Annotated in this window: 22 protein-coding genes and 2 pseudogenes; 6 read left to right on the forward strand and 18 right to left on the reverse strand. The window is 37.6% G+C overall.

Features of this window, described 5'->3' with window-relative positions:
• Position 1: 1 nt before the first annotated feature.
• The 3 genes from A8806_RS02900 to A8806_RS02910 are packed head-to-tail and all read right to left on the reverse strand — an operon-like array spanning position 2 to position 4,197.
• Positions 2-1,612, reverse strand: coding sequence for a type I restriction-modification system subunit M (locus tag A8806_RS02900; RefSeq protein WP_109729639.1), 1,611 nt, complete (start codon positions 1,610-1,612; stop codon positions 2-4).
• Positions 1,602-1,820: a helix-turn-helix domain-containing protein gene (locus A8806_RS02905; RefSeq protein ID WP_109729640.1), complete on the reverse strand. Its 219-nt coding sequence runs from the start codon at positions 1,818-1,820 to the stop codon at positions 1,602-1,604. Before A8806_RS02905 ends, A8806_RS02900 begins: the two co-directional genes overlap by 11 nt.
• Positions 1,821-1,830: 10 nt before the next feature.
• A complete protein-coding gene (locus A8806_RS02910) occupies positions 1,831-4,197 on the reverse strand; it encodes an NACHT domain-containing protein (protein WP_109729641.1) in 2,367 nt (788 codons plus the stop codon).
• A 466-nt stretch (positions 4,198-4,663) separates the two neighbouring features.
• Between A8806_RS02910 and A8806_RS02915 the strand changes: the two genes are divergently transcribed.
• On the forward strand, positions 4,664-5,386 hold the full coding sequence (locus tag A8806_RS02915; RefSeq protein WP_109729642.1) for a hypothetical protein: 723 nt from the start codon (positions 4,664-4,666) through the stop codon (positions 5,384-5,386).
• Between the two features lie 56 nt (positions 5,387-5,442).
• Here the strand turns inward: A8806_RS02915 and A8806_RS02920 are convergent, their stop codons facing one another.
• The 14 genes from A8806_RS02920 to A8806_RS02990 form a co-directional block, all read right to left on the reverse strand.
• Positions 5,443-5,727: a hypothetical protein gene (locus tag A8806_RS02920; RefSeq protein WP_109729643.1), complete on the reverse strand. Its 285-nt coding sequence runs from the start codon at positions 5,725-5,727 to the stop codon at positions 5,443-5,445.
• Complete coding sequence (locus tag A8806_RS02925; protein WP_242995933.1) at positions 5,720-6,607, reverse strand: ParB N-terminal domain-containing protein; 888 nt, start codon at positions 6,605-6,607, stop codon at positions 5,720-5,722. Before A8806_RS02925 ends, A8806_RS02920 begins: the two co-directional genes overlap by 8 nt.
• Positions 6,608-6,695: 88 nt before the next feature.
• Complete coding sequence (locus tag A8806_RS02930) at positions 6,696-7,478, reverse strand: ParA family protein (protein ID WP_109729644.1); 783 nt, start codon at positions 7,476-7,478, stop codon at positions 6,696-6,698.
• A 2-nt stretch (positions 7,479-7,480) separates the two neighbouring features.
• Positions 7,481-7,744 carry a SymE family type I addiction module toxin gene (locus A8806_RS02935; RefSeq protein ID WP_109729645.1) on the reverse strand — a complete coding sequence of 88 codons (264 nt, stop codon included), beginning with the start codon at positions 7,742-7,744 and terminating at the stop codon, positions 7,481-7,483.
• Positions 7,745-8,133: 389 nt separating this feature from the next.
• Positions 8,134-9,123 (reverse strand): virulence RhuM family protein, encoded by a 990-nt coding sequence (locus tag A8806_RS02940; RefSeq protein ID WP_109729646.1) that lies wholly within the window; start codon positions 9,121-9,123, stop codon positions 8,134-8,136.
• Between the two features lie 49 nt (positions 9,124-9,172).
• Positions 9,173-10,324, reverse strand: coding sequence for an AbiH family protein (locus tag A8806_RS02945; RefSeq protein ID WP_109729647.1), 1,152 nt, complete (start codon positions 10,322-10,324; stop codon positions 9,173-9,175).
• Between the two features lie 98 nt (positions 10,325-10,422).
• A complete protein-coding gene (locus A8806_RS02950) occupies positions 10,423-12,372 on the reverse strand; it encodes a recombinase family protein (protein ID WP_109729648.1) in 1,950 nt (649 codons plus the stop codon).
• Between the two features lie 54 nt (positions 12,373-12,426).
• A complete protein-coding gene (locus A8806_RS26060; protein ID WP_181368556.1) occupies positions 12,427-12,579 on the reverse strand; it encodes a hypothetical protein in 153 nt (50 codons plus the stop codon).
• A gap of 89 nt (positions 12,580-12,668) precedes the next feature.
• Positions 12,669-13,037 (reverse strand): type II toxin-antitoxin system PemK/MazF family toxin, encoded by a 369-nt coding sequence (locus A8806_RS02955; RefSeq protein ID WP_109729649.1) that lies wholly within the window; start codon positions 13,035-13,037, stop codon positions 12,669-12,671.
• Between the two features lie 596 nt (positions 13,038-13,633).
• Positions 13,634-14,062, reverse strand: a complete 429-nt coding sequence (locus A8806_RS02970; RefSeq protein WP_109729650.1) for a sigma factor-like helix-turn-helix DNA-binding protein — start codon at positions 14,060-14,062, stop codon at positions 13,634-13,636.
• Positions 14,063-14,494: 432 nt separating this feature from the next.
• The gene (locus tag A8806_RS02975) at positions 14,495-14,692 is read right to left on the reverse strand and encodes a cysteine-rich KTR domain-containing protein (protein WP_109729651.1); all 198 of its coding nucleotides are present in this window, start codon (positions 14,690-14,692) and stop codon (positions 14,495-14,497) included.
• Between the two features lie 15 nt (positions 14,693-14,707).
• Positions 14,708-15,106, reverse strand: coding sequence for a DUF4180 domain-containing protein (locus tag A8806_RS02980; RefSeq protein WP_109729652.1), 399 nt, complete (start codon positions 15,104-15,106; stop codon positions 14,708-14,710).
• A 17-nt stretch (positions 15,107-15,123) separates the two neighbouring features.
• Positions 15,124-16,488: an MATE family efflux transporter gene (locus A8806_RS02985; RefSeq protein WP_109729653.1), complete on the reverse strand. Its 1,365-nt coding sequence runs from the start codon at positions 16,486-16,488 to the stop codon at positions 15,124-15,126.
• A gap of 12 nt (positions 16,489-16,500) precedes the next feature.
• Positions 16,501-17,079, reverse strand: a complete 579-nt coding sequence (locus tag A8806_RS02990) for a TetR/AcrR family transcriptional regulator (protein ID WP_109729654.1) — start codon at positions 17,077-17,079, stop codon at positions 16,501-16,503.
• A 290-nt stretch (positions 17,080-17,369) separates the two neighbouring features.
• Between A8806_RS02990 and A8806_RS27170 the strand changes: the two are divergent.
• From A8806_RS27170 to A8806_RS03000, 3 genes and pseudogenes are all read left to right on the forward strand, one after another.
• Positions 17,370-17,516, forward strand: a pseudogene (locus tag A8806_RS27170) (helix-turn-helix transcriptional regulator); the annotation flags it as partial.
• Between the two features lie 27 nt (positions 17,517-17,543).
• A pseudogene (locus A8806_RS27175) lies at positions 17,544-17,750 on the forward strand (VirD4-like conjugal transfer protein, CD1115 family); the annotation flags it as partial.
• Positions 17,751-17,777: 27 nt separating this feature from the next.
• Positions 17,778-18,125 (forward strand): glutamyl-tRNA amidotransferase, encoded by a 348-nt coding sequence (locus A8806_RS03000; RefSeq protein ID WP_109729656.1) that lies wholly within the window; start codon positions 17,778-17,780, stop codon positions 18,123-18,125.
• 47 nt (positions 18,126-18,172) lie between these two features.
• Here the strand turns inward: A8806_RS03000 and A8806_RS03005 are convergent, their stop codons facing one another.
• Positions 18,173-18,520 carry a hypothetical protein gene (locus A8806_RS03005; protein ID WP_181368557.1) on the reverse strand — a complete coding sequence of 116 codons (348 nt, stop codon included), beginning with the start codon at positions 18,518-18,520 and terminating at the stop codon, positions 18,173-18,175.
• Between the two features lie 514 nt (positions 18,521-19,034).
• On the opposite strand from A8806_RS03005, the gene A8806_RS26530 reads away from it, so the two are divergent.
• The gene (locus A8806_RS26530; protein ID WP_242995934.1) at positions 19,035-19,766 is read left to right on the forward strand and encodes a tyrosine-type recombinase/integrase; all 732 of its coding nucleotides are present in this window, start codon (positions 19,035-19,037) and stop codon (positions 19,764-19,766) included.
• A gap of 87 nt (positions 19,767-19,853) precedes the next feature.
• Entirely contained in the window at positions 19,854-20,231 is a 378-nt protein-coding gene (locus A8806_RS26535; protein ID WP_242995935.1) for a tyrosine-type recombinase/integrase, read from the forward strand.
• Positions 20,232-20,306: the final 75 nt, after the last annotated feature.

Here is a 20,306-nt window from a genome sequence, read left to right on the forward strand (position 1 = left end):
ATTACACCTCTATTTCTGCAATAATCTTGTCGATTTCATCACGCAGTTCCTGTTCGCGGGCAACGATTCTCTTAATTTCAGCATTGAGTTCATTAATATCAATTTTTTCTCTTGTATCCTCAACCTCAACATAAGTCGATACAGAAAGATTAAATGAATTTTCTGCAATTTCATTGTAACTTGCCAAATGAGAAAAATGAGGAATGTCTTCTCTGCTGCTGAAAACATCAACAATACGGTTGATATTATCCGGAGTCAATTTATTGTTGTTCGTAACCTTTATACACTCATTACTTGCATCAATGAATAAAGTCTTGTTATCCACCTTATTTTTCTTCATTACCATGATACAAGTTGCAATTGATGTTCCAAAGAAGAGATTACTTGGAAGTTGAATGACACAATCCACATAGTTATTATCAATTAAATACTTACGGATTTTCTGTTCCGCACCGCCTCTATACATGATGCCGGGGAAACATACAATAGTTGCTGTTCCGTTGGACGCAAGCCATGAAAGGCTGTGCATGATAAATGCCAAGTCCGCTTTGCTCTTAGGAGCCAAGACACCAGCCGGAGAGAATCGCGGGTCATTGATTAACAAGGGATTCTCGTCTCCTGCCCACTTGATGGAATACGGAGGATTCGAAACAATAAGTTCAAACGGTTCATCATCCCAATGCTGTGGATTTGTTAATGTGTCATCGCACTCAATATCAAATTTATCGAACCCGATATCATGCAGGAACATATTGATACGGCATAGGTTGTATGTAGTGATATTGATTTCCTGTCCGTAAAATCCTGTCTTAACTGCATCTTTCCCAAGAATCTTCTCTGCTTTTAAAAGTAACGAGCCGGATCCACACGCAGGATCATATACCTTGTTAACAGATGTTTTTCCTACGGTTCCCAAACGAGTAAGCAGTTCTGATACATCCGCAGGGGTAAAAAATTCTCCCCCAGACTTTCCTGCGTTTGATGCATACATTGTCATCAAATATTCATAGGCATCTCCAAACGCATCAATATCATGGTCCTTTACCGAACCAAGATTCATGTCCGCTACACCGTTAAGCAATTTTACCAAGCGTTCATTTCTCTTTGCCACTGTCGAACCAAGTTTATTGCTATTAACATCAAAGTCATCAAACAATCCGGCAAAGCTTCCTTCAGATTCACTTCCTTTTGCCGATTCTTCAATGTTCTGGAATATCATCTCAAGGAACACATTGAGGTTCTCCTTTACATTCTTAGGCTTTCCCTCACAGTCAATAAAAACAGCCTTATCATTAGAGCAATTTTTATGTACATTACAAAAAAGTTCACTTGGTGGAATAAAAAATCCCTTTTCTTCAACAAGACCTTCCTTTGCTTCCTTCGCCTCATCATCATGCATCTTTGCATAATCAAAATCCGTGTTACCGGCTTCTATCTCGCCTTGGTTAACATAAGCAGCGAGGTTCTCAGAGATGTATCTATAGAACATAGTCCCAAGAACATAATTCTTGAAATCCCATCCATCCACCGCGCCTCTTAATTCATCGGCTATTGCCCAAATTGCACGATGCAGAGTTTCTCTCTCTTGCTCTTTCTTGTTATCAATTGCCATCTTCCTGACCTCCATTATTTTTATCTGCATCTGCACTCTTTCCGCTTTCAATCCAAGCATCTACTTCTGACACTCGGAATCGATATTGTCTTCCGACCTTATGAAAGGGAATCGTGTCCTTTTTTATCCAATTTCGTATTGTATCTTTGCTACACCCAAGGTGGTTAGCAATCTCCTGAAGAGTGTACCATCTTTCCAAATTATCCATAATCTACTCCTTATCTGTACCCGCTATTGTAATAAGCACTTTTAAGTTGTCTGTGGTAACTTTTCATTTTATTAAAAACTTTAACTGTTTCTGAACTATGTTTCATCACATTTTTCGCATAGTCCATAAATGCATCCGGGTCATCATAAATTGCAAATGGCTCTATATACGCCTCAATTCCGAAATCAATCAGCAACCTATTCTCATATATCAAATAGCCGCAATCTTCTCCGTTCTTACTCTGTTCACTAAAGAAATCATAGACATCCTGCGGTCTTGAATCTATAAGCAACACTTTATTCCCGTTGACCGAATTTTCCTGTCCTATAATTCTTCGACCTGTTCTATAGTCAAAAGTATGTCCTCCAACATAATCAGCGTAAAGAGTAAAGGTATAATCATGTTCAATGCCGATTTCACGCAAGACATAATCCACCAATATCGACTTTGCATAATTCTCTATCCTTGGATAGAGAATTCCGCTTGCATTCATCTGTTTACGATGGAAATCCACTATCAATGTGTCTATTTCTTCGATAAACACACCATTGAAACAATGCTGTAGAAATCCTAAAAACGACTGAGTTTCATCTTTCACAAAAATATCATCCAAAAAAGGTTTTAGTAAAAACAACTTAAACTTGTCTTCCACTTTTCCCTTTAACATATCCAAGCCGCTAAATGACTCCAGTTGACCATATGGTACATTTCGAAGCGAATTGCTAAGTTTTTTCATTTCATCTGTATTGGATTTAGCATAGTATTGGGTAAACAAATATTCCTGAAATCCCGGGTCAATATAGAAAATATCATATGCTTTTTCATACATGATGCAGGCGGTAGAGCAGACATCATGCTTAAAATTCTTTACTTTCATTTTTCCCGGATTTTTAAACTTGTGATGCTTATCCAACATATTAAAATAAGTATCAAACTCCGAGTTACTCAGTGATAATTTACCGTCTCTATAGGTGTATGCACAAAACTGTTCAAAAACTTCTGAAAACTGCTCTGCATCGTCCACGCTTTTGAACACTCTATCGTATGGTTTCTTATTATCATCATGCCCAGACAAAAGAGCCTCATATGTAACTTTATAGAACAACACGCGGTCAGAACTAAATCTGCCGTATTGAGAATAGTTCATTGTTACATAGGTCAGTAACAACGGATGAGATGCAAAAATACCATCTTTCTGCAGAAAACCGTGTTGGATATAGTCCATAACAGTTTCTTTCGCCTCCAAGTCATTATTATATGTTAGGATTTTTTCTATAAGTTTTTCAGATTGTTCCGTATCAAACGGCCACACATATAGCCTTGTGTAACCGTGTATTCCACTAAGAGCATCATTATTTCTTGATGTAATTAGAATCTGCACATCTTCATATTTTTCACTAAATTTCTCAAACTGCTCAAGAAACACATCGACTTCCGATGGGTCAATCTCATCAAATCCATCTAACAACAGTTTTATTCTGCCTGTTAACAACAAACTCTGCGCTATTTCGGATGTAAATTTCTCATCTCTTGAGTGTACAGACTCCACAATAAAATCAAACAAATTATCACTATTCTTAAAATGACGTAATTCAATAAATATTGGCAACTCGCCAGTTTGTGGGTATTCTTCTGCTGCCACAAGGAAAAGATGCTGTAGCATAAGTGATTTTCCACAGCCTCCACTTCCTATAAGCAGAGTTCTATTATTGTCATAATCTTCAAGACCACGTTTTGTTTTATGTATATCTTTGATTGCCTGTAAGGTAGGATTATCCAAATAGGTAGTTGTAATCTCCTTTTTGTCTGCGAATACTCGTTCTGATTCGCCAATTATATTGCACACGAAAAATTCTTCCAATGGAACTTCCGTGCCACCAATCAATCGCATCACACCGTAGCGTTGTGATGCTTTCTTTGTATATTCCACAAAATCAGATTTAATATTGCCTGAACGATAAATATCTGCAAGTATCTCTTGTCCTGTTCCCTTACCATCAATAATTGCCTTAAATTGCTGTGCTACCGCTACGCACAGCAATTCTTTATTTACTTGCTCCGTACCCGGACTGTTTATGCCGAAATTAACCAACAGACCTCTTACATTTCTATCATCAATTGTATCATGTAAGACCTCTACTACTTTATCCTCATCAAATTCTTTTCTTAGATTTGACCAATGGTTACGCGGTGAAGAAGAACCCTGAAACCATTTGTCATAACTCGAATCATCCCCCGGCAGTTTCTCTCTGCTTTTATCAGTTTGAAGAACTGTCTCTACAAAAAAGCGTGGAATTTCACAAGTCGTATATTGACCCTTTAAATATCCATCCTTTTCGCCAATATAAAAAGCCTGAAAAAATTCAAAATATTTCACTGGCTTTCTCCTCCTTCTGTAACTTTCTATGTCTTTCGATAAGATTCCGTAAACATTCTATTCCCTTCCATAAAGGCTCTATCCCACATTCCGTGCCAAAAATTCCTTAATATTCTAAAATATAAGTGTGCGGGGTAGTAGGTGTATATTTCACAATCCATACGATTTATTCATAGTTATTCCTACTTATTATACACTTTTTTACCCCCAAACACAATATGGGTAGAAAAATATTCCCCCAAGTCCTGAGCGATGACTTTATAAACTGCTTGCTGATATCTGACTCGCCCGACGGGGCCTTGTTCCAAAGGGTCTCCTATCAGCACAACTGAATACAGAAGCTGTCAGTCTGATTGGAACAACTGACCTAACCCATTGGAGGATTCCGTTTGGGACGGTCATCTGTGCTCTTTTTCAGACTGTTTTGCCAAGGTCTCCTCCAAGCAAACCTATGGAGGAAAATCTTATGGCAAACACAGTAGTAACCCCTTATAAGTACAGCACCAGAACAGCAGTTGACGGAGCAACACTTGAACCAGGGCAAGTAATGGTACCTTGTTGGCTCCAAGATGGGTACAAATTAAATGCAGAAGAGAAAAAGCGTTGTACCTTCATCCGTTACGGCAAATTTAAATTCCATATCGGCTTCATTCCTATAAGAATTGAAGGATATGAAACTTACATGGCAGGATTCAACAAAGAAATCAATGATTACATGAAGGAACGCAGAGAAGGTCGATGCATTATTGGCTACAAGGCAAACGGCGAACCAATCTGCTGCCCTAAATCTAAGCGCTGCAAAGGATGTGAAAGTCGATATGACCAGAGAATCAAACGTTACAATCTATTCAAGGACCGTTTCGACATTCTTTCTTTGGACTACTGTTATGAGGATGAAGAATTTGATGTAGCTGATGAAAATGTAGAATCTCCAGAGACTATCGCATGTGCATCTGAGGACTTGACAGAAGAAGAACTCAATACGCTTGTTCTTGCCCATTTTGAGCAGGAAAATCCTCGTTACGCCACTATCATCAAACTCAGTAAACAGAACCTTCCTATCGAAGAAATCTGTGAGGCAATCAAACTTAAGCCAAGCCGTGGGCGTGAAGAAATCAACAACGCATACAACGCTCTTTGCGATTATTTGAACCTTGGCACCTATAAAATCAAGAAAAAGAGCAGATAACATCTGCCCCAAACAGCACGGAAGCAACAGTACCACTACGGTACTGCCGCTCCCTTTTAATGTTTTAAAACTGGCTTTCTGCCATTAAGTTGAAATTCATCATGCCCTTGTATGTCTCTGATTGCTTTCTTCAATGTCCTGCATTTTGAATGGCTATGATATGGGTCTGATGCATGATGCTTATGAAAAACTATGACCTGCTCCCTATCCGGAAGTTCAATACTATGAAGATACCAAATATGTTTTGTATTTTTGAACATAAGTGTTACATCATACTCATTCGCCATGATAATCGAAAAATATTTTTTATCAATGGTTTCAAGTTCCTTAGTGCTAAACAATACTCATCCCTCTTTTCTCAAAATACAAATCCAATGCTTCTTCCAATATACCCTGTACATCTTTTGCTGACACATTTGAGAAATATTTGCTATATACTTTTGCTGGGATTTTCACACTTACTGGTTTCTTCGTTTCAGCTGTTTCCACCGGCTTATCTACACCAAGTAATTTTTGTATATTTTCCTCTGTGACAGAACCATCTGCCAATCTAAGTTCCTTCGCAATTCCAGTATTCAGCTTCACACAATTCTTCTCCATTGCTTCTTTCACAATCACTTGTTCATCCTCTGCTAAATAGGATAACTCCACACCAACCACCAGTGCCAGAGCACCATCATCCAGCATTACCTTAAATTCTGGAATCAGATTATTACATCTGTTATATCTCGCAATGTTACGTCCAGTCATTCCATAATTTTCCCCAATGGAATCTCTGCTCTTTGACCTGTGGACATCATGTCCACAAGTCAAAGATGTATCCACACCATTCAGCATTGCAGTCTCTTCCAGAATGTCATTTCTTCTGCCCTGACACATGACTTTCTCATATCTCTCTGTCAATACTGCTACCTTTTCTGACGGTAAAAGTTCATCAAAAGACCGCTGTAACATATTGGTCTCTATCACACAAACATAGGCTTCTCTCTCGGTCAAATTATCTTTGATGATTGCTGGAATTTCTTTGATGCCAGCAATCTTCGCAGCATTCCAACGATTGTGGCCGGATAACATTTCATATCCTCCATCCTTTTTCTGTACAATTACCAGAATGAGTATACCATGCTCTCTAACACTCTCCACCATATCATCAAGACGCTTTCCCTCATACAATCGAAACGGATGATTATGAAATAGAATTACTTTTTTTACAGAAATCATCGTCTAACCGAAATCAACCTAATTTGTCATTCCCTCTGGTGGACTAATCAAGTCCACCGCATCCTGAAACATTTTTCTTTTTGGTGCATTATTTTTCATCTGCAATCACCTCCTTCGCTAAATTCTGATACATTTTACAAGCCTTTGTTCTCGGTGCATACTCTAATAATGGTTCTCCATAATATACAGATTCACCAACCTTTATGTTTCTCGGAATCTTACTATTAAAAATACGGGGTTTCCCATTGAATTGATCTTCTACTTCTTGTGTAATGACTTTACAAAGATTGGTTCGCTCTTCACACATAGTCAGAAGAATCCCAGACACCTCTAATCTGGAGTTAATTCGGTTCTTAATTTTCTTAACTGTTCCTAAATAGTCTTCCAATCCCGTCATTGCCCAAAACTGTGTATCAGCAGCTATTATCAATTCGTCTGCAACAGACAGAGCATTGATTGTTAATGCATTCAATGAAGGGCATGTATCAATCAGAATGTAATCATATTCTTTTCTAAATGGTTCCAATATGCATGCCAGAATCTTCTCTGCACCCATTTCTAATCTTGATTTCGCATCCACAGCAGACAGCATCTGTGATGATGGTATAAAGTCAACTCCATTTCTGTTAATTATGTACTCAGCCGGATTTGGCTGTTCTTCTTTGTCCATTTGGTTCAGCATTAGATCTCCAATACTGATTTTCACTGTTTTCATATTCTCCACAACACATTTAGTGATATTAGCAGACCCATCAAAATCCACCATCAAAACATTTTTTCCTAATTTCTTCAATGAATATGCCAGATTGTAAGTGGAGACGGACTTGCCGACTCCACCTTTCATGGCACCCAGTACGATAATCTTTGCCATAATTACTTTCTCCCCTTCTTGCCAAAACATTTACAATCTTCTGCTACTATCATGCACTGTCCACACGGGGTATGGTATTCCACCATTTCCGGTTCTCTCGGAGTGATAATCAACTTCCCATTCTCACATTCCACCTGAATCAGACCACAGACATCAAAACCAGTTTCTTTCAACCAATCTCCTTTAATGATAATAGATGGTGTTCTTTTATAGTTGTATCCGCTTGCCTCATATACTTTCATTTTTCTGAATTTCTTAAATGCCATAATATTGCCTCCTTAGATTTGCCTTATTTTAGATTAGAATTACAGACCTTGTATTGAATACAGAATCATCCAAGAATTTGTGTTATCAGCCCAACGGCACTACCTCCCTTACACGAAAAAAAGAACTGCCAACACTTCATCGTGTTAACAGTTCTTCTGTAAGTTCGGTTTATTATGTTTTATTTTTCTTCGTTCTTATTCCTATGGTAATCTTCCATATTGATGCTTAAGTCTACGTAAGAATCGGGCTTAGATTTTCGGTTGCTCAAGAGACACACAGTCTCGACATGATTGTCATTGTCCAAACTTATATGTACACTGTCTCCTTAAAATTATTCTTTAATTTTGTCATTTACATAAGTGCATATTTTCCCTATCAATTATTACCTTTACTTCATTGTGTTGTGGATATTTTTAATGTTTTCCAAATACTCCTCTTCAACCGGCGACAAGTTCTGTACCTGATATTTTCTATATTCTTTTGTTGCTTTCTCAATTGCCTGTGCATGACTAATCGTTCCGGCTCCCTGTAACACCTTTTCACCTGTAGTTTTTAAAACATTATCAAGATGCTCCACGTAATCTGCCATATACATAGGATTATGACGCATAGCCTGAATCTCGGCAAAATCAAAGTATCCCGATACGATATTATTTAAAATTTTTAATTCCTCATCATTAAGATAATTCTTTGCAATACTAATATCTTTTAATGCCGGAAAATCACCCGAAAAGCTTTTTAATCCCATAAAAGGCTGATCGGCATCCACACGCTCATATATTACTTCCGCTGCTGTATGTCCATGCGCTGCATAGTGTAACTTGTTTTGCACCATTTTAAAGAATGCAATGGATTCACTACTCTTGGGATTATAATCAACACTTGTCGCATACAAATCGAGCACTTGACGATACATAACCTTTTCAGACGATCGGATATCCCGTATGCGGTCTAATAACTCTTTCCAGTAGTTTCCACCACCCAGTTTTTTCAACCGCTCATCATCCATTGTAAAGCCTTTTACCATATATTCTTTTAATCGTTCGGTAGCCCACCGCCGAAAATTTGTGGCGATTTTGGATTTTACTCTATATCCAAGGGATATAATCATATCAAGATTATAATATGGCCGTTCTCTTGATACCTCACGATTTCCTTCTTTTCTAACCTGTCGGAATTTCCGACAGGTTGAACTTTCATTAAGTTCTCCCTCTTCATAAATATGCTTTATATGCTCTACTATATTAGTTCTTGATGTCTGGAATAAATCAGCCATTTGCTGCTGTGTCAACCATACTGTTTCATCCTGAATTTTAACTTCTATGTTTGTCAAACCATCTTCAGTCTGATATATCAGAATTTCCCCATAATTATCCAATTACACTGTCCTCCCTTATTTTTTAATGTACACCCGCTATAATTCATATTTATTTTTGCTGTTTAAATATTATTGTGGGATTTTTCCCATGTACTCTTTCTATTAATTCATCTTGTTTTATGACTTTAACTAAGTTTGCAATCTGACTCGCCATAGTCTCTTGATTATAATAGAAAATAGTTGTTGTCGTATCTGGAGCAAGAATTAGTTCTTTTAAAATATCTTTATCGGTAACATCTAAGGAATGACCTATTATGTATAAATTGTTTTGTATCGGATTTCCTTTTGCAAATCTAATACTATTATCCGCAATAAGACTTACCCAATCTTTATATTCGCTCCCGGTTTTCTTGTAAATACGCTGAAAGAATTTTTTAAACTGTATAAAATCTACATTGACGTTCTTTTCATCTCCCTTTAAATACTCATCTATTCCAACTACCATATTACAAGATTCAACATCACTATCCTTTTTAGCTTCACCATGAATATAACTAACATTCATATCTTCTCTATACATTCTCTGAAATGTATTCGTATAATTAAACGATAAAACATTATTTAATTGTGGAGCCAATTCTTCTATGTCTGGCAATTTATTTGTAATGTCTTTTTTGTTAATATACACAACAAGATAAATTTCCAAACATCTTATAAGTCTCTTTAAATCAAGCAGTAAATCCTTTTTTATTTTTGCTATGTACTCTCGACTGAAAATATACTTACCCGAACTCACACTTCTTTTACAAGATTGAAGAAATGATTTTATCCTTTCTGTTACTTCCCCACCAATTTCTATTGTCCCTTTTTCAACTTTTACATTTCCATAAACAGTCTTTTTTATGTCATCAAAGTCTTTCACAATTTCTGAAATTTCGCTTTCAAAATCAATCCAACCATCTTTTCCTTCTACCTTTCGACTTTCATATACGTTAAAGAAGTACTGTATCCACATATTATTTTCTACAAGGTCTTTAATCTCTTTAAAAATATCAGGGTTTTTATCACTTAAATTTCCTAATTCTTCTACAATAGGTTTTTCTTCCTCGGAAGCCTTCTCCCATTCTTCCTTAAAAGTTTTTTTATTTAACCCTATCTCCTTACATCTTTCAAATACTTCTACAAACTTCAAAAAATGCTCATATTTAGTTGGTAAACCGTGAGCTATATCAAATCCATTTCCAAGAACAAGTATATTCATACATCTTCTCCTGTCGTAATCTTTATAGATTAATTCTACATCATTATATATCAGTTTTTACGAATATTGAAGCATTTACAAAATGGGCCTAAAATAAGTTAGCTAATCATCTTAAACTCCCTCAAAGCTTCCTCAATCAGCCTTTCCTTATCCACTGGACACTTCAGTTTCTTCGCATCCTCTGACTTCGCTTTATTATAATTCTCCCTCTCTACAATCCCATGCTTTTCCTTAACCTGAGCAATATACAGTGAAGAAACCTTCACACCATGTTTCTCAAAAATATAATCCCTAATCTCCTGATAAGTTGCTTTCGCTTCTGAAGCAGTTAAATCCAGTTCATCCATCTTCAATTCCACTTCAATATGTTTGTTCGTTTTAAGTTTGGAAAGCAAGACGGCGGTTTCAACGGTAGTACCGTTTTCCCACAAAAGTTTCCTTATCTCCCGTCCGTCACGATAAATCGGAAAATTGAACTCTATCGACTTCAAAACCCTATCCGATGTACCGTTGGGGTATATCTGGATTTCTTTAATCAGATAGGAAACAAGGCTTTTCTTTTCCTCGTCACTTATTATAGCATAAAGCTTGTTAAAGTTCTCCATAATTCTGTAAACATTCTCAAGTGTGATTGCTTCCATTTCAATAGAATTTCTTCGCAATTTTGCATCTTCAACTAGTTCTTCCAACTCTACTATGGTATCATATAACCCATCCAGTCTGATTGTCATATCGTGAATTTTTCGCTCTCGATATTTTGCATCAACAGGAAGATTGTCAATTTCCCGTTCCAGACGGGCTTTGTTCAAATCAACCTCTTTCAGCTTACTTTCATAATTTGCAAGCTCTTTATCTATTTTTCTCGTATCGGTCTGAACACCAAATCTTTTTTTGATTTCTTTTGCCAAACTCTTATCACTTACCAACTCTCTAATTGCTTCAATGACAAGCGGCTCAATATCAGTTTTTCTTAATGATGCCTTATACTCGCAATAATGACCACGTTCCTGCTTATTTCTGCCACAAATATAATAGTATACTTCTTTGTATGTGCCGTCCTTATTTGTCCAAGCGTGTTTATTAGTATACATTGAGCTTCCACAAAGAGGGCATTTCAACACACCCGTTAAGAGGTGTGACCTATCCTTACCTATTTTGGACGGTTGCTTTATTCCTGTGGCTACACGCTTATCGTGAACTCTTTTCCATAATTCCTCACTGACAATGCCTTCGTGTTGTCCGTCCTCTAATATATAATCTTCAGCGTGTACCTGCTTATATTCATTTTTCGTGCCTTTCACTTTTTCTTTTGTTCTTCTCCCATAAGCGATTTTACCACAATAGACAGGATTATCTAATATCTGCCTTACCAGATGTCCACTCCAATTTTCCAGAGTGCCATTCTGCCGAGGTATTTTCTTTATTCCCTGCAAATTAAGATATTTAGCAATACCACCATAACCTATATCCGAGCCTGCAAATTTCTCAAATATAATGCGGATAGCCGCCGCTTCGCTTTCTTCTATTAAAAGCTGATTATCTTTCAAATAATATCCATACGGAGCAAATCCGCCATTCCAGCCGCCTTGTCTTGCTTTTTCTCTGCGACCATTCATCGTCTGCTCAATAATGTTCTCTCTTTCGATTTCCGCAACAGCAGACAAGACAGATATTAACAGTTTACCGCTTGTCTGTGATGAGTCAATCCCTTCTTCAATGCAAATCAGGTTTACACCGTAAGACTGCACATACTCTAATGAATTTAATATGTCTGCTGCATTTCTGCCAAATCGAGAAAGTTTATATACCAGAATATAATCTATTTCCAATCCATTCCCAATATCCGAAAGCATCTTCTTAAATGCAGGGCGACCCTCAATAGATTTTCCCGACTTTCCTGCGTCCTCGTAAATGCCAACAATCTCCATTTCTTCTCGGTCTGCAAATCGTTTTAATCCATTTTTCTGACCCTCAAGACTATATCCGTCCACCTGCATTTCTGTACTAACTCTTGGATACAGAACACACTTTTTCCCTTCTCTGTTCATATTGCACCTCCATAATAAATATAGGAAAATGTTTCTATGTAAGGTTGCGTATTCCTACGCAACATAATCTAATTCCTGCAAAACCGACTGTCCATATTTCTCTACGATTTGCACCATCACATTCATAAATTTATCAAATCGTTCTTCCTCGCTATGCTTTTGTTCAGGTTGGTAATCTGCACCATTAGATACTTTTACATCTTCCATTTGCTTACCTCCGCTAAATTAAAACGGCTGTACCTCAATTATAGAAGTACAGCCACTAAATGACCAATGTGCGAATTTCTATGAAATCGTCAACTTGCACCTTTTAGTGTGTTCAGCGAAACACTAATGGCAAGAGCCTTATCAACTCTTGCCATTTCACTTTCGGAAAGCATACCGATATATTCCTGTAAACGCTTCTTATCAATGGTGCGTATCTGTTCAAGCAAAATAACAGAGTCTTTACTAAGACCCTCAAAATCTCTGACAGCAGTATGTGTGGGCAGCTTTGCCTTTGTGTGTACTCGGCTTGTGATAGCGGCGATGATGACCGTAGGACTGTACCTGTTTCCTATATCATTGGAAATGATAAGTACAGGGCGTGTACCTCCTTGTTCCGAGCCGATAACGGGGTTAAGTTCTGCGTAGTAAATATCTCCACACTTAATCGTTTTCTCCATTTGTTTGACCTCCTATCTGAATTTAGTCAGGAGATTTCTGCCTATGTAGGCAGCCAAACACAAAGAAGTATTTAAGGTCGGAAGAGCATAAAACAAAGCTCTGTTTCCATAGACCGCCTTGCGTTTGGCTTTATGATAGGAGCATTTCAATTTGTCCTCGACACCCCGAAATGCAATGCGTTGTAACACGCAGGGAAGTCGCCAAACGGTCAGCAGCTAACTGACACCACGGGTGTTCCACCCCAACTGTCGTTCTGACAGAGCCGCCCTCATTGCCTGTGACGGTTTTATCACGCTCGGACTATGACTGGACGGGAGTACCATTATGCTCTTTGTGGGTTATGACGAAATCGGGAGCTGCCCGATATTTCGAGTCGATAGTTTTTCGCTCACCACCTTTCAACGCTTTCTGCTGTTCGGCAGGTCTTGGCGTATCGCTGCACACACTTATGGTCATCACAATCACAAAGAGGAAGTATTTGGCGAATGGTATTCAGTTTTCAAGGTGCAATCCCGTTTTCGCCACACAAAGGAAAACAGGGCAAGAGGTTTTGTCCTCTCACCCTGTAGCCCGTGGAAAAGTCCGTTTTTGGACACTATCCCATAATTTTTTTAATTTTTTGTTTGAGCCTGCCTAATCGCTTGTAGACAGCATCCTCTTTCATATCAAGAAGCAAAGCGATTTCTGCAACAGAGAAGCCTTGCAGCTGCAATAAAATAGCTTGCAATGTAAGCCTGTCCACCTTAATCAATACCTGATAGAGCCGTTGATTTTCAATGCTGTCCAAAAAATCATCAACCGTCTTTATTTCGGGTTGTGTCGTATCCTCGGCAACTCCCTCCAGATATGTACCTGTTTCCTGCATACGCTGATAGTACCGCCTGTCGGAATTGAAAATCGCCCAATCGTGTGTGCGAAGCGTTTCAATAGTGCTTTCATCAACACCAAGTTTCCGCATCTGTGTTTCTTCGGCTTCTTTCCAGAGCCTCCATTTCTTTTCTTCTTTGGCTTTGTTGTAAGCCATACCGTTGTACCTCCAATCTGAATTTTTGAAAATCCAGATTGTCAGGTGGAGAACGGCAACCAACATAAAAAACCGTAAAGATACAATGACCCTCACGGCAATAAGCATAAATATTTCTATGATATAGATTTGTAACTTCTACTTGTAAAGCATAAGAGTACCACGCACAAGTGAGAATTTTTTTAATGCTTTATTCTCACTTCTGGGTGATACTCTGTAGATAGTTGCTGCTTTTAATAAGCAGCGGTGTAGCCGAAGCCGACCAACACATAAAAAAATCCCTCCAAACTCAAAACGGGTCTGGAGGGTAGTTGTCATTCTATTCAGGCGTGGCAAAGCAACCCACCATAACACCGTTTTTTTTATTCGGTGGGCTTATTTAACCTATGAATAAAAAAGCAGAGCCGATGATCTGTGAGGTATCTCACAAATTCATCGGCTCTGCGACTTAGCGGCTGGCTCTTGTATTATTGTAATCCGTAACTCTTGCAAATTAATTAGTTTCTCTTGCTTACACTTTGGACAAAAGAGTGGAAAATTTCTGAGTTCTGTATCTTTCCGTACCTTATTTCTTGTCTTGCTTCCACAAACAGGGCATCGCACCCACTCATCTACGCATATCAATTCCATATTGGCACCTTCCAATTATCGTTCATAATTCTCTTTCTTTTTCAATTTGGAATACCCAGAGAGTTTATCCACGGCATGAGAAACACTTGGTTGAAAGAAAATATCTTTACCTCTATTGCTCTCATACATAAAATCTCTTAATGGCTTGCTTGTATATTGGGAGAAATCGCCGTATATAGCAAATTTCACTCCATAATTTATAAACTTTTGAAGTATCTCTCCTGCCATACAGGTACTCAAAATGAAGAAATCCTCTACAATCGCTTCTTTATTTACCGCAATATTTTTACATCCAGTTTCATATTTTACACTCATAATCAAATCCAACGCTGACTGAACATCCGTGATTAAGTGTTCATCGCTATGAATAACAGCAACAGACACATTATTCTTTTTTACAACTTTTGTTTTCATTTTTACCTCCATAAATTCTATATTGTTTTTATTACCGACTTCGTTTGCCAACGATTGCTTTTATATCGCGAAGCAACAATTACACTTGATACACACCATCCGCAGCAAGAAGCTATCGCAATCGCAAGAAGCCCTAATTTCCCTATAAAAAGAATAGTAACGAGCATTTTCACCATAATGGAAGCAAGTGAGTAAATCCCCGCAATCAGCGTATCGCCTGCTCCTGACAGGACACCGCCTAAACCGTATATTATGGCATTAACTGGATAAAACCACAAACAAACTTTGAAGTAGCTATAACCACTTAAAATCATTGCTTTGTTATTACCAATAATCAATCCCAATATTTGCTTCCCGCCCAGTAATAATGCGGCAGACAGCGTTATTATGACCACAATAGAAAGAACTACACCGAATCTCGTTCCTCGTTTCATTCGCTCCATTTCATTCGCACCAATGTTTTGCCCCGCAAAAATACTCAAAGAATTTCCGAAAGCTTGAACAGGTAATAGAATAAAGGCTTCGATACGACTTGCTGCAGTCATTCCACCAATATTGGGATTACCTAATTGATTGATAAAACCTTGCACAATTAACATTCCCATAAAAACAGCTAACTGTTGGATGATAATAGGCATACATATTTTTAAGGATAAGGCGAACAATCCCTTATCAAATCCCCAATCTTCTTTTTTCGGTATCGTCATAGGGAATTTCTTTTGTAATTGAATGAGCAGATAAATACTCGAAATTGCCTGTGCAATAATTGTAGAAACTGCAATTCCCACAACACCGCCGCCGTTCTTGACAAATATAACATTCAAAATCAAGTTGATAACGGACGATAAAACCAGAGCATATAAGGGCAATTTTGTTTCTCCATAGCTTCTCATAATTGCACCGAGTAAATTATATAAAATGGAAAAAGGAATGCCTAAAAACACCACTCGCAGATAAATACAAGCAATCTCTAATAGTTCATCTGGTGTCTTTGTAAGTTGCAATAGTGGCTTTGCAAGCACTGCTCCTCCAAATGCCATCATAAGTCCCAGAGCCAACAAAAAGATAGACATAGTGGCAATCAATCTTTTTATCTGTTCAAATTGCTTTGCTCCGAAAAATTGAGCAAGCAATATCGTAATGCCAATAGCAAATCCTAATATAATAGATACAAAAAGCAAATATATTGGAACAGAGACACCTATTGCGGATAATGCACTATCATTAACCAATCGACCTGCAACAACTGCGTCAATGACATTGTAAAGTTGTTGCAATAAAGTTCCTAAAAAAATCGGAATAGAAAACAGCACTAATTGTTTTTTTATATTGCCAGAAGTCAAATCCATCATCTGACCCGTTGGCTTCTTTGTATTATTCATTTCAACTTCCTGTTAATCATATAAATCATCAATCAAATGGTCAGTCATAAAATCAAAAACTTCTAAATGATTTTGCGGTAAAATATCTTTATTTTTGATATTCATAATCAGCGAATAGATAACTGAAATAGCCATATTTGCATCAACTCTAAATTTCAAAGTAGGATGGCAAAGAAATAGTTTCTTACTTAATTCTCCTGCTCTTTCCATTTCTTTTGCCTGTTCCTCAGATACTTTATTCATCAAAATTGTATAATCGGCTGTATCCGAGCCATACAAAAAGGAATTCTTATCATACTCCCGATAGATAAGTTTCAAAGCACTTGCAACACCTGATTTTCCTTTTTCTTTTTCCATTGCTGCCATAGCCATTTTGCAAATTTCACGCTGTACTGAGCATAACACTTCACAAAACAATGCTTCTTTTGACTCAAAAAAAAGATAAAATGCTCCTTTTGATATACCAACCTGTTTGCAAAGTTCATCAACACTTGTTTTTTTATAGCCATACTGTGTCCAACTCTGCTTGCAAATGTCAATCAAACTTTTTCTAATATTTTCTTTTTCTCTTTCTGAAAAACTCCTTGCCATAATCTAATCTCCTCTATATGACCTAAAATACTGTTTTAGTCATAGATATAATATCACCCAGATTTCCAAAAGTCAAGTAGGAGAAAAAATTTATTTTTCATTCATAGAGTGTTTATATTTCTTGTAACAAGAAGTAAAGCATCTTATTATAGGCATTTTCACATCGTTTCATAAGAAGTCACAAATCCGTACAATATAATAGAAACATTATATTGATACAAGGTGGTGAGCTTATGGATGAGAGAAACAACGACTTCAACTTTGATTTTACGCCAATAGGACAGGCAATCATGAAAAATCGTGAAGCCAGAGGAATGACGAGAGAACAGCTTTCAGGGATAATCGGCTATGCTCCCAGACACATTCAATCTATCGAGAATGAGGGTAAATATCCAAGCATCAAACTGTTTATTCAGCTTATCACGATGTTTGATGTGTCGGTTGACGAATACATATTCCCGAATCCTGTCATGGATTTTAAGTACGACATCTTAAAGCATCCCAATGTAAGGCTGACAGCAGACGGAGGACAGCCGCCGTATATCCACGGCGAGCCGACACAGGCGGTTGCGACCTTTGTGTTTGACAGCACGGTTCCAAAGGACGCCGTCATGCTTCCAGCGGTCAGCACATCCTATGAACTTCTGTCCGAGGAGGACTTGGAAGAATGATTCAACATCTAAAGGAGGATTTTATCTATGAAATTTTTTAAGAAGAACGAGAAGAAAGAAACCGTCAAGCTGCCTATGGGCAGGAAGAGCAAGCGGGCAATGGCTGTCTATGCGGCACTGGTATTGTGCCTGACCTGCTTTACCACGACTGCCCTTGCCGCCAATGACCCGATTACCGTCGTCAATAATCTTTCCGACTTTATCTTCAGACTTATCCGAGCCGTCGGTATGATTCTGCTCGGCTTTGGTATCGTGCAGATTGGTCTTTCCCTCAAATCCCACGACCCCTCACAGAGAGCCAACGGTTTCCTGACTTTAGCAGGCGACGTGGTCATTACCTTTGCAAAGGAAATCCTGACACTGATTACAGGCTGAAAAACGAGCCGTGTCTCTTAAAAAGAACACGGCTCGTACAATAACAATTATGGTTTAAATAACTTTTCTAATTCATTAGCATTTACTTGTTTCAGATAATTGTCTCTACAATAACAATTATTACATTTTCTTACTTTTAATATGTTTTCATCAAAACCAGATTCATTTAGTGATGAAATAAGAGCTTGTTTGGCAGATGGAAATAAAGGAACATCATTAACTTTTACATAAGGATTATCTAAAAGAACTTCGACCAAGTACTTTTTGAAAGGAATGCGTTTGTTTGTATCATGTATAGTAAACATTTTAGCCTGTATAGTATGATTTTCCATGTTTTGTTTGAATTCAGATACATATTCGTCCACAGACGAATAATATTTTTCTTCCTCAGTCATACCATCTTGCCAATATATGGGGTTGTTCTTTGTTATACATAGGTTAGGTAAATTTTTATCTAACAGAAATTCGTTACTAAGTTTGAAACAAACAGGACCATATAAGTTTTGGCGCGGAAAATACCCATGTAAGTCAACAATATCAAAAAAAATATCATTCCACATGGAAGTGTTTATCAATGTCGTCTGATGACTGAGAAGTCATTGCCAAGCCTCTATTTTCTATTTCCGCTCTGGATAAAAGGCCTTTTTGATTAATTAGCGTACAAGAAGTTTTTACAGTATTTGCATGAAAAAAATATTGAAAATTTCTGCTTTTTAAAAATTCATATAATTTGACTGGAGAAATTTCTATCATATATCACGTCCTTTAATGTACATAGCCATTTTGTCTTGCGGATGCATACGCAGATTAAGTGGTTATTTTTATATAAATTATATCACTCCCGTTTGTTGTTTTCTACTACAATGGTTAATTTTGTCGAAAGCTTTTTTATACTAGGAGGAAGGTACGATGGGAGAATTAAGAACAAGAAAAAGAGGTAAAACATGGGAATATAGTTTTGAAGGGGCACGCATTGGTGGAAAGCGTAATCCTATTTCTAAGGGTGGATTCAGGACAAAGGCAGATGCCATAACAGCTGGAACTAAAGCAAAGGCAGAATACGATCAATCCAGTAGAGTCTTCAAACCCTCAACAATTTCAGTTGCAGATTATCTGGATTATTGGTTTAAAAACTATGTTCAAAAGCATCTCTCGTATAATACTCAGAGAGATTATGAAAGTAAAATACGAATCCATATAAAACCCTTTATGGGAAAATATCGTCTTACCTCACTGGAGTCCGATATCATTCAGCTTTGGGTGGATGATTTAAAAATCAAAAAGGGACTGTCTAAAAGCATGATTTCTAATGCGTTGGCTTGCCTGTCTGGGGCTTTAAACTATGCCGTGCAACCGCGTAAATATATAAAATACAATCCCTGTGACTATATAAAAGTGCCGAAAGTCCCAATAAACCAAGATGCACAAGCAAAAACTGATTATATACTACCTCTTGAAGAATGGGAGAAAATTATTTCATACTTTTCTGACACACACTTTTATCTGCCCTTGATGACAGGTTTTTACGCCGGGACACGCATAGGCGAAAGTTATGGTATTGATCTGCTAAAAGATATTGATTTTGAGAATAGAACTCTATCAATAAGCCACCAAATGCAAAAACGTGATGATAAAAGGTAGGTTTTCTGTAATCCCAAACATGACTCTTTCCGTACAATTAAGATAGAGAATGAATTATTAAATGAAATATTGACTAGAAAGAAAAACATGCTGAAATATGGTCCGTATTATTTGAAGACTTATTTGGATGACAACGGAACTATCGTTCAGGCTAGGGCTGATATTTTGGTGCCTTATAAGGAAATATGGCCCGATGCTGTTAAAGAGAACGGTGAGCTAACAAACACAGACACGTTTAAATACTGCGCCAGGGTAATTCACTATTCCCTAAACAATCCATTATCCCATCACCACTGCCTGCGCCATACCCACGGAACCATACTTGCTGAAAATGGAGCCTGGCCAAGAACGGTTATGGAACGGCTGGGACACAAAGATATTAAAACCACCCTAGAGAGGTATGTCTTTAATATGGATAAACTGCAAAACGACGCCGTTGAAATTTTTGAAAGAGCTGTTAAATAATTCTGCCTACCCCATGAAAAAAGGGTAGGCAAATGGTAGACAAAACACTTATTTTGTTGGATAAATCTATTGCCA

Origin of the sequence: Faecalicatena orotica, from assembly GCF_003149245.1 — a bacterium.
GTDB classification, from domain to species: domain Bacteria; phylum Bacillota; class Clostridia; order Lachnospirales; family Lachnospiraceae; genus Faecalicatena_A; species Faecalicatena_A orotica.

Coding starts and splice junctions, on each gene's coding strand:
- A8806_RS02930 (WP_109729644.1), bottom strand. CDS start 7,478: ATGGCAAAGATTATCGTACTGGGTGCCATGAAAGGTGGAGTCGGCAAG.
- A8806_RS03005 (WP_181368557.1), bottom strand. CDS start 18,520: ATGACTGAGGAAGAAAAATATTATTCGTCTGTGGACGAATATGTATCT.
- A8806_RS03000 (WP_109729656.1), top strand. CDS start 17,778: ATGAAATTTTTTAAGAAGAACGAGAAGAAAGAAACCGTCAAGCTGCCT.
- A8806_RS02985 (WP_109729653.1), bottom strand. CDS start 16,488: ATGAATAATACAAAGAAGCCAACGGGTCAGATGATGGATTTGACTTCT.
- A8806_RS02900 (WP_109729639.1), bottom strand. CDS start 1,612: ATGGCAATTGATAACAAGAAAGAGCAAGAGAGAGAAACTCTGCATCGT.
- A8806_RS02975 (WP_109729651.1), bottom strand. CDS start 14,692: ATGGAATTGATATGCGTAGATGAGTGGGTGCGATGCCCTGTTTGTGGA.
- A8806_RS26060 (WP_181368556.1), bottom strand. CDS start 12,579: ATGGAAGATGTAAAAGTATCTAATGGTGCAGATTACCAACCTGAACAA.
- A8806_RS26535 (WP_242995935.1), top strand. CDS start 19,854: ATGCTGAAATATGGTCCGTATTATTTGAAGACTTATTTGGATGACAAC.
- A8806_RS02905 (WP_109729640.1), bottom strand. CDS start 1,820: ATGGATAATTTGGAAAGATGGTACACTCTTCAGGAGATTGCTAACCAC.
- A8806_RS02935 (WP_109729645.1), bottom strand. CDS start 7,744: ATGGCATTTAAGAAATTCAGAAAAATGAAAGTATATGAGGCAAGCGGA.
- A8806_RS02980 (WP_109729652.1), bottom strand. CDS start 15,106: ATGAAAACAAAAGTTGTAAAAAAGAATAATGTGTCTGTTGCTGTTATT.
- A8806_RS02970 (WP_109729650.1), bottom strand. CDS start 14,062: ATGGCTTACAACAAAGCCAAAGAAGAAAAGAAATGGAGGCTCTGGAAA.
- A8806_RS02925 (WP_242995933.1), bottom strand. CDS start 6,607: ATGATTTCTGTAAAAAAAGTAATTCTATTTCATAATCATCCGTTTCGA.
- A8806_RS02945 (WP_109729647.1), bottom strand. CDS start 10,324: ATGAATATACTTGTTCTTGGAAATGGATTTGATATAGCTCACGGTTTA.
- A8806_RS26530 (WP_242995934.1), top strand. CDS start 19,035: ATGGGAGAATTAAGAACAAGAAAAAGAGGTAAAACATGGGAATATAGT.
- A8806_RS02990 (WP_109729654.1), bottom strand. CDS start 17,079: ATGGCAAGGAGTTTTTCAGAAAGAGAAAAAGAAAATATTAGAAAAAGT.
- A8806_RS02955 (WP_109729649.1), bottom strand. CDS start 13,037: ATGGAGAAAACGATTAAGTGTGGAGATATTTACTACGCAGAACTTAAC.
- A8806_RS02950 (WP_109729648.1), bottom strand. CDS start 12,372: ATGAACAGAGAAGGGAAAAAGTGTGTTCTGTATCCAAGAGTTAGTACA.
- A8806_RS02915 (WP_109729642.1), top strand. CDS start 4,664: ATGGCAAACACAGTAGTAACCCCTTATAAGTACAGCACCAGAACAGCA.